Here is a 9,108-nt window from a genome sequence, read left to right on the forward strand (position 1 = left end):
TTCTGATACAGGTGGTTGAAGATCCGTTCGTACCGAGGGATGTCCATAGATTCTCCTGCCTCGCTTCGATGCATTGATATATCAACTATAAAACTTTATTCGCGATTCGGCAACTAAATATATAAAACAGCGGGGTTGTCACGTTTCGAGTGCGGGAGGGCGCGGGAGGATGTCGCAATTTAACATATTGACATATTAACACATCGTAAATAGTATGTTATGTAGTAGGGTGCATGGAAGATTCAGGGAGGAGTTCGGGTCATGGAGATAACGAAAGACGCTTCGGCCGTCGTACAGCCCCTCGTCAGGGTCGTGGCCGACGCGATGAAGGACCGGCCGAGGGCGGCGTGCATGTTCGAAACCTGCATTCGCAACACGTTGGAAACGACGATTCAAAGAAAGCCGGACGGGACGACGTTCGTCATCACGGGAGATATTCCCGCCATGTGGCTTCGCGACTCCGCCGCGCAGGTGCGGCCTTATTTGTTGCTCGCTTCCGGCGATCGGGACGTGGCGGACATGATCAAGGGATTGATCGACCGCCAGTTCGAGTGCTTGCTGCGGGATCCTTATGCGAACGCTTTCAACGAATCCGCCGACGGCAGAGGACACCAATCGGACGAAACCGAGATGAGCCCCTGGGTGTGGGAGAGGAAATACGAGATCGATTCGCTCTGTTACCCGATCCAGCTCAGTTATTTGTTTTGGAAAAACAGCGGTCGAACCGATCACTTCCAAGGCGCCTTCGTAAGCGGCGTACGGACGATCCTGGCGTTGTGGAAGAGGGAGCAGCGTCACGAGACGGAATCGGACTACCGGTTCCAACGGCGGAACTGCCCCGCCACCGATACGCTGGCCCGGGACGGCAAGGGAGCGCCGACCGCGTATACCGGCATGACCTGGTCCGGCTTTCGGCCGAGCGACGACGCTTGCACGTACGGCTATTTGATCCCTTCGAACATGTTCGCGGTCGTCGCGCTTCGGTACGTGCAGGAAATCGCGCGCGACGTGCTGGGGGACGCCGCGCTCGAGGCGGAAGCGGCGGCGCTGGCGGCGGAGATCGATGCGGGCATTCGAACGCACGGCATTATTCGTCACCCGGAATTCGGGGAGATGTTCGCGTACGAGACCGACGGCATGGGCCGGCATGCGCTGATGGACGACGCCAACGTGCCGAGCTTGCTGTCGATTCCGTACCTCGGGTACTGCTCGGCGGACGATCCGATCTACCGGAATACGCGCAAGTTCGTGTTGAGCGATCGAAATCCGTACTTCTACCGGGGCGCCGCCGCGGCAGGCGTCGGAAGTCCGCATACGCCGACGGATTACATTTGGCATATCGGCCTCGCGATGCAGGGACTCACCGCCGCGACGGCGGAGGAGAAGAAGGAGCTGCTCGACGCGATGGTCCGCACCGACGCGGGGAAGGGCATGATGCACGAGGGATTCCACAAGGACGACCCGAGCCGGTACACGCGGGAATGGTTTTCTTGGGCCAATATGTTGTTCTGCGAGCTGGCGCTCGACATTTGCGGCGTTCGCGTACGAACGTAACGAAGGAGGAGGGTACGGATGACGGGAATGTGGGGAGCGAGAGCCGAGCGCGCCCAGCGCGAGCTAGACGAGAAGTTTTGGAACGAAGACATTGAAATGTACAACATTCGAACGCCGTGTCCGGACGGCGCGTGCAACACGATCTTCCATTACTGGTGGATGGCGCATGCGGTGGAGACGTTGACGGACGGCTGGAACCGAACGGGGGCCGCCGTCTACCGGGAGCGGCTCGCGTCGTTGCACCGGGGACTGCTGCGGAGGAACGGAGGCGCTTGGCCGAACAACTTGTACGACGACATGGAGTGGATGGCGATCGGCTGGCTCCGCGCATTCTTAGCGACGGGCGAAGAGTCCTACAAGGCTGCCGCGCTGGAGCTGTGGGAGGACATTAAGACGGGGTGGAACGACGACCATGTGGGGGGCGGCATCGCGTGGCAGAAGACGCAGCTCGACTATAAAAATACGCCGGCGAACGCGCCCGCCGCGATATTGGCAGCGCGTCTGTACGCGGCGTTCGGCGACGAGGACGACTTGGCCTGGGCGAAGCGCATTTACGATTGGGTGAAGCGCACCCTCGTCGATCCGCGGACCGGCTTCGTCTGGGACGGCGCCAATCGGTTAGGCGACGGGAACATCGACAAGGATTGGAAATTTACATACTGCCAAGGCGTCTTTATCGGCGCCGCCGTCGAGCTGTACCGTCTGACGGGCGACGGCGCCTACCTCGAGGACGCCGCGCGCACGTGGCGGGCGGCCGTCGCGGAGCTGGCGGAACACCGAACGCGCTTGTTCCCGGCGGAAGGCAAGGGGGACGGCGGCCTGTTCAAGGGCATTCTCGTCCGGTATGCCGGCGAGCTCGCCTTGACGGCAGGGGACGGACTCGACGTCGCCGACATCGTCGGCGCCAACGCGGCGTCGCTCTGGGGCAACGCGGTCGACGACGAAGGGGCGTTGTTCGGGGAACGGTGGGACGCGCGAACGTCCGGCGAAGTGGAGTTAAGCACGCAACTCAGCGGGATCATCCTGCTGGAGACGATGTCCGTTCTGGAAGCTGCCGGCCGGATTCGGCAAGCCGAAGGGGCGTAATCGCAGCGACTTGTCATATCAAGTTCGGTTGACGAGGGGAGGCTTTCACCCTGCTTTATATTACGCGTAGTCCTTGTGTAATATAGGGTTCTGGCCTTCCTGGGTCGACACGATGATTGCAAAAAAAGATAAAAATAATATGTTGACATATCACCGCGTGCGAGCTACTGTATGAAGTGTAGTTGTTGGAGTTATTTACAAATTAAGTACATTTTTGGTGACGAGGGGAGATATCAGGTTATGGCGAAGGGAAAACAATGGGCGTGGCTGTTGTCGGCGGTATTGTTGATTTCCGTTATTGCAAGCGGTTGCACGGGCGGAGGGGGAGACGCGGGAGCCGATCCGGCTCCGGAGCCGGCGGATTCGCAGCCGGCGGAAGAGACTCCGACGGAGCCGGCCGAAGAGACGGCCGAAGAGCCGTCCGCGGAAGGCGACGGCGCTCCTCCGGTGCAGGACCTCGGCGGATATAAGTTCGTCGTCGCCGACAATAACGCGAACCGGTGGTTCCCGCCGGAGGGCAGCTCCGATCTCGCGAACGCGATCCTCGAACGGATTCGCTGGGTCGAAGAGACGTATAACGTCAAGATCGAGCTGCGCAAGCATTCCGAGGAGGAATTCAGCGCGGCGGTGCTGGCGGGCGACAAGTACGCGGACATCATCGTGACGCCGACTTGGGAGTTGGGGCGGCATATTAACGGCAAGCGGCTCGTCGACATGAACACCATTCCGAACTTGCAGCTCGATAACGCGTACTGGAAGGAATACAACACGTCGAACCTGCTCACGTACGACGACCGGACGTTCGGCGTCGCCGCTCCGTTCGCGAATCAAGGCGACGAAGTGTGGGTGCTCGCGTTCAACAAGAGCATCGTCGAAGAGCTGGGCCTCGAGAACCCGTACGATTTAGTGGCGAACAAACAATGGACGTTCGAGAAGATGCTGGAGATGGAGCAGGCGGCGAAGCGGGACGCGAACGGCGACGGCGTCATGGACAGCAACGACCGCTACGGTCTGGCGACGGGACATGATTGGGACATCGCCGTCGCGCTGTACCTTGCCTCCGGCAATAAAATTATCGAAACCGCTTCCGACGGCAAGCTGACGTATGCGGTCAATACGCCGAAAGCGTTCGAGACGATCGACATGATCAAGAAGATGACGAAGCGCGGCGACACGTTCTTCCCGAAGAACGAAGGCGAAGACATGGACGCTTACGTGAAGGCGTTCGTGGAAGGGAAGGCGCTGTTCCTCGCGTACTCCAGAGGCCGCGGCGTCATCGACCCGATCTACGAGATGGAAGACGACTTCGGCTTCGTGCCGATGCCGATGGGCAACAACACGGACGACTACCTCTCTTGGGTAAGCCATGACGCGCCGTCGATGGCCGTCCCGGTCACGAACAAAGACCTGGATAAGACGGGGCTCATTCTGGAGGCGCTGGCGTGGAAAGCCCAACAAGAGGAACAAATCCGGTTGGACGAAATCGCCTTCACGCAATTGAGGGACGACGAATCGCTCGAAATTATTAAGCAGCTGAAAAATTACGGGGTGTCCGATCTCGCGTTCATCGGGCAGCAGATGCAAGGCAACGTGCACCAAGGTCTTGCGCTCATCCCGAACGTCGGCTTTTACGACCAAAACTTGGAGCCCGCATCCCAAGTGGCGGAAATCGAAGAAGCGGTCAATCTCGGACTCGAAGAGCTCGTCCTCCGGCTGAAGGGCGAATTCGTGGAGCCGGAGCCGAAGCCGGAAGAGAAGAAGGAATAGTCGCAGCAACGGAACAAGGGGCGGTCCGGCACGCGTTTTTCGGCCGACGGAGCGCCCCTTGCCTCTTCCGGCGAATCCCTGCGGGTTGGAGGGTGTTAGGGTGAAAGGAAGCGTCAAAGCAAGGCGGTTGGGGTACGCGTTGGCGTTCGGATTGGCCTTCATGCTGTGGCCGAACGCGGTTGCGGCGAACGAAGCGGCGGCGAGCGGAGAGACGCTGCTGAAGCTTGAAAGCTACGGAGATTATCTCGAGCGGCACGCGGAGCAAGGCGCCGGACGAGCGGACCTCACGATCGAGGCGCATACGTTCGTTCGGGCGGAGACGAACGCGGACATTTTGGAACGGTTCGAAGGCATGGAAGGCAAGTCCGTGCGAACGAGCGAAACCGGGATTATCGAATGGGAAGTCGACGTTCCCGCAAGCGGCATGTACAACGTCGAAGTGCTGTACTACCCCGTGGAAGGCAAAGGCAACGATATCGAACGCATGCTCTACGTCGACGGGGCCGTCCCGTACGACGAGGCGAAGTCGATCCGGCTGTCGCGAATTTGGAAAGACGCGGGCGCTATCTCGCAAGACGAGAACGGGAACGACATCCGGCCGCGGCAAGCCGAAGCGCCGCGGTGGAGAACGACGCTCTTGCACGACTCGCTCGGTTACTATAACGACCCGCTTCAGGTGTATCTCGAGGAGGGGCGGCACACCATCGGATTAGAGTCGGTTAGAGAGCCGGCGGTGATCCGGTCCATTCGGCTGTACGCCGCAGAGAAGCCGAAGCCGTACGCGGAGGCGGCGGCGTTCTACGAAGCGCAAGGCTACCGGGAGGCGGACGCCGCGCCGGTGAACATCCAAGCTGAGCTGCCTTACGAGAAGTCGGACAATACGCTGTATCCGATCGCCGACCGATCGTCGCCGCTGACGGAGCCCCAAGATCCCGCGAAGCTGCGGCTGAACAGCATCGGCGGCGATAAGTGGAAGCTGCCGGGCCAATGGGTGACGTATCGGTTCAAGGTCGAAGAAGACGGTCTATACAAGATCGTCGCGAGGTTCAAGCAGCAGCTGCTGGCCGGCATGTACGTCAACCGGAAAGTGCTCATCGACGGCAAGGTGCCGTTCCAGGAAGCCGAAGCGGTGCGATTCAATTACGGGAATCGCTGGCAAGCGCAGGCGCTGGGCGACGGCGAGAGGGAATACGCGTTCTATCTCGAAGCGGGCGAACACGAGCTGACGCTCCAGGTGACGTTGGGCGACTTGGCCGACGTGCTGCAGCGGGTCGACGACAGTCTGTTCGAGCTGAATGCCGCGTACCGGCAAATTCTCATGATCACCGGATCCGAGCCGGATCTGTACCGGGACTATGACTTCAAGAAGCTCATTCCCGACGCGATCGCGTCGATGGCCGAAAACGCGGAGGAATTGCGGCGCATCTCCGCCGAGATGGAAGCGTTCACAGGACAGAAGGGCGAGCAGACGGTGCTGCTCGACAAGATCGCCTTCCAGCTCGAGCAGATGGTCGAGGACCCCGAGGATCGAATCGCCAAGACGTTCGGACCGTTCAAGGAAAATATCGGCGCGCTCGGCACCTGGATTTTGAAGGTCGGCGAGCAGCCGCTCACGCTCGATTACGTCAGCGTCGTTCCGACGTCGGCGCCGCTGCCGAAGGCGGAGCCGAGCTTTTTCGCAAGCCTCATGTTCGAAGTCCAGTCCTTCTTCCTGTCGTTCGTCGTCGACTACAATACGCTGGCCGTGCAGGAGGGCGGCGACGACGGGCGGGAGGTAGAGGTATGGCTGACGTCCGGCCGCGACCAAGCGCAGATCGTCCGGGAGATGCTGAACGACGCGTTCACCCCCGAAACCGGAATTCATGTGAAGCTCAAGCTGATTCCGGAACAGACGCTGCTCCCTTCGGTGCTCGCGGGCACCGGACCCGACGTCGCGATGGGCAACCCCGTGGCGGATCCGGTGCAATACGCGCTGCGGAACGCGGTGCAGCCGATCCACGACATGCCGAACTTCGAGGAGGTCGCCTCCCGGTTTCACTCCAGCGCCATGGTGCCTTACACGTTCGAAGGCCAGGTGTATGCGCTGCCCGAGACGCAGTCGTTCCCGATGCTGTTTTATCGGAAAGATATATTGCTGGAGCTGGGGCTGGAAGTGCCGGAGACGTGGGACGAATTTTACCGGATCATTCCGGAAATTCAGAAGCAAAACCTGCAGATCGGCTTTCCCCAAGATATTACGGGCCTTCAGATTTTCTTGTATCAGACCGGCGCGGAGCTGTACGACGCGGGCCGCACGCGATCCACGCTCGACGCGGACGCCACGGTCGAAGCGTTCCAGAAGCAGACGGAACTGTTCACGACGTACCGGTTCCCGCGGGATTACGACTTCGCGAACCGGTTCCGGACCGGGGAGATGCCGCTCGGCATCGCCGATTACACGACGTACAACCAGCTGATCGCCTTCGCCCCGGAAATCCGGGGGCTGTGGGAGTTCGCGCCGCTGCCGGGCACGGTTCGAACGGACGGTACGATCGATCGGGCGACCCCGTCGACGGGCACCGCCGTCATGATGCTGAAGGGCGCCGAAGACAAGGAAGCGGCATGGCGCTTTATGGAATGGTGGACGCGCGCCGACACCCAGTCGCGGTTCGGCCGGGAGATGGAAGCGGTGCTCGGCAAGTCGGCCAAGCAAGCGACGGCGAACCTGGAGGCGCTGGCGAGCATGCCGTGGACGGAGAGGGAGGCGGACATCCTGATGGAGCAATGGTCATACGCCGTCGGCACGCCCGAAGTGCCGGGAGGATACTACGTCACCCGCAGCATCGGCTTCGCGGCCGCCGCGGCTTACAACGACGGGGATCCGGAGGCGCTGCTCGATTACGTGAGGGAAACCGACGAGGAGATCGCGCGGAAGCGGAAGGAATTCCGTCTGGAGGGCGACGAGGATGAATAGGGACGTCGCGATGGGCGGACCGGCCGCCGTCCGCGGAGCGCGGGGCTCCTTCGGCCGGAAGCTTGCGCAAGGCTGGAAGACGGCGAAGAAAAATAAGGTATCCTACTTGTTCGCCGCGCCGTATATGCTGCTCTTTTTCACGTTTACCGCCTTGCCCGTGCTCATGTCGCTGGTGCTCGGCTTCACGTCGTTCAACCTGCTGGAGGCGCCGGCGTTCGTCGGCATGGACAATTATATCCGGCTGTTTCTCGGCGACGACATCTTCGTGAAGGCGATCGGCAACACGTTCCTGATGGCGGTCATGGTCGGCCCGATCGGGTACGCGATGTGCCTCGTGTTCGCGTGGCTCATCAACGAGCTGCCGAGGGCGTGGCGAACGTTCCTGACTTTGATTTTCTACGCCCCGTCGATTTCCGGCAACATCTATCTAGTCTGGGGCGTGCTGTTCAACAAAGACGCGTACGGGTACGCCAACGCGCTGCTGCTCCGGTACAATTTCATCTCGACGCCGATTCTGTGGTTCGAAAATCCCGAATACATGCTGGGACTCGTCGTCCTCGTCGCCCTGTGGACCAGCGTCGGCACGAGCTTCCTGTCGTTCATCGCCGGCCTGCAGGGAATCGACCGCAGCTTGTACGAGGCCGCGGCGATGGACGGAATTCGGAACCGGTGGCAGGAGCTGTGGTACGTGACGCTGCCTTCCATGAAGCCGCAGCTCATGTTCGGCGCGGTCATGAGCATTACCGGCGCGTTCAGCTCGGGCGCGATCGTGACCGCGCTGTGCGGCATGCCGAGCGTCGATTACGCGGCGCACACGATCGTGAACCATCTGGAGGATTACGGCTCCGTCCGGTTCGAGATGGGGTACGCCTCCGCGATCGCCACGGTGCTGTTCCTGATCATGATCGGTTCCAACAAGCTCGTACAGAAGCTGCTGTCGAAGGTCGGTGAATAAAGATGATCCAAATCAGACTGTCCCGCAGCAAACACGGCGTTCGAAGATCGTATTTCGCCGATTTCGGCATCTACTTATTTCTGACGGCGTTCGGGCTGTTCATGGTGCTGCCGATGGTGTACGCCGTCTCCAACTCGATCAAGCCGCTGGAGGAATTATGGTATTTCCCGCCGCGGTTTCTGGTGAACCATCCGACGCTCGAAAACTTCCGCGACCTGTTCGTCGTCATGAGCGATTCGTGGGTGCCGTTCAGCCGATACGTGTTCAACACGGCGTTCATTACCGTCGTCGGCACCGCCGGCCACGTCGTGCTCGCGTCGTTATGCGCGTACGTGTTATCCAAGCACACGTTTCCCGGCAAAGGCTTTCTATTTTCCATCGTCGTGCTGTCGCTTATGTTCAGCGGCACCGTCACGCAAATTCCGAACTTCATCATTATTGCTTCGCTCGGTTGGATCGACTCGTACAGCGCGCTGATCGTCCCGGCGTTCGCTTCCTCTCTGGGATTGTATCTAATGAAGCAATTCATGGACCAGATGATCCCGGACGCCGTGCTCGAATCGGCCCGGATGGACGGCGCGAGCGAATGGAGCATCTTCTGGTTTATCGCGATGCCGATGGTGAAGCCCGCGTGGCTGACGCTGATCATTTTCTCGATGCAAGGGTTGTGGGGCATCGGCGCGAATCAATTCATCCAGAGCGAAGAGCTGAAGACGCTGAACTACGCGCTGTCGCAAATTCTCGCCGGCGGCATCGCCCGGACGGGCACGGGATCGGCCGCCGCGGTCATGAT

At 60.3% G+C, this 9,108-nt stretch carries 6 protein-coding genes; all 6 read left to right on the forward strand.

The window, feature by feature from the left end; all coding sequences use genetic code 11:
- Nucleotides 1–261 precede the first annotated feature (261 nt).
- Nucleotides 262–1,554 carry a glycoside hydrolase family 125 protein gene (locus tag RIN49_RS28580; RefSeq protein WP_375295301.1) on the forward strand — a complete coding sequence of 431 codons (1,293 nt, stop codon included), beginning with the start codon at nucleotides 262–264 and terminating at the stop codon, nucleotides 1,552–1,554.
- A gap of 18 nt (nucleotides 1,555–1,572) precedes the next feature.
- Nucleotides 1,573–2,640 (forward strand): glycoside hydrolase family 76 protein, encoded by a 1,068-nt coding sequence (locus RIN49_RS28585; RefSeq protein ID WP_309123493.1) that lies wholly within the window; start codon nucleotides 1,573–1,575, stop codon nucleotides 2,638–2,640.
- 240 nt (nucleotides 2,641–2,880) lie between these two features.
- Nucleotides 2,881–4,407, forward strand: coding sequence for an ABC transporter substrate-binding protein (locus RIN49_RS28590; RefSeq protein WP_309123494.1), 1,527 nt, complete (start codon nucleotides 2,881–2,883; stop codon nucleotides 4,405–4,407).
- 100 nt (nucleotides 4,408–4,507) lie between these two features.
- Entirely contained in the window at nucleotides 4,508–7,360 is a 2,853-nt protein-coding gene (locus RIN49_RS28595) for an extracellular solute-binding protein (RefSeq protein WP_309123495.1), read from the forward strand.
- Entirely contained in the window at nucleotides 7,353–8,315 is a 963-nt protein-coding gene (locus tag RIN49_RS28600) for a carbohydrate ABC transporter permease (RefSeq protein WP_309123496.1), read from the forward strand. The genes RIN49_RS28595 and RIN49_RS28600 overlap by 8 nt, the downstream gene beginning before the upstream one ends.
- 2 nt (nucleotides 8,316–8,317) lie before the next feature.
- Nucleotides 8,318–9,108, forward strand: a 791-nt coding sequence (locus RIN49_RS28605) for a carbohydrate ABC transporter permease (RefSeq protein ID WP_309123497.1), incomplete at its 3' end; no start/stop codon positions are given.

The organism is Paenibacillus sp., from assembly GCF_031177825.1.
GTDB lineage: Bacteria > Bacillota > Bacilli > Paenibacillales > YIM-B00363 > Paenibacillus_AE.

Bases quoted from the DNA above. Each gene is read 5' to 3' on its own strand.
- RIN49_RS28580 (WP_375295301.1), top strand. From the start codon at position 262: ATGGAGATAACGAAAGACGCTTCGGCCGTCGTACAGCCCCTCGTCAGG.
- RIN49_RS28585 (WP_309123493.1), top strand. From the start codon at position 1,573: ATGACGGGAATGTGGGGAGCGAGAGCCGAGCGCGCCCAGCGCGAGCTA.
- RIN49_RS28590 (WP_309123494.1), top strand. From the start codon at position 2,881: ATGGCGAAGGGAAAACAATGGGCGTGGCTGTTGTCGGCGGTATTGTTG.
- RIN49_RS28600 (WP_309123496.1), top strand. From the start codon at position 7,353: ATGAATAGGGACGTCGCGATGGGCGGACCGGCCGCCGTCCGCGGAGCG.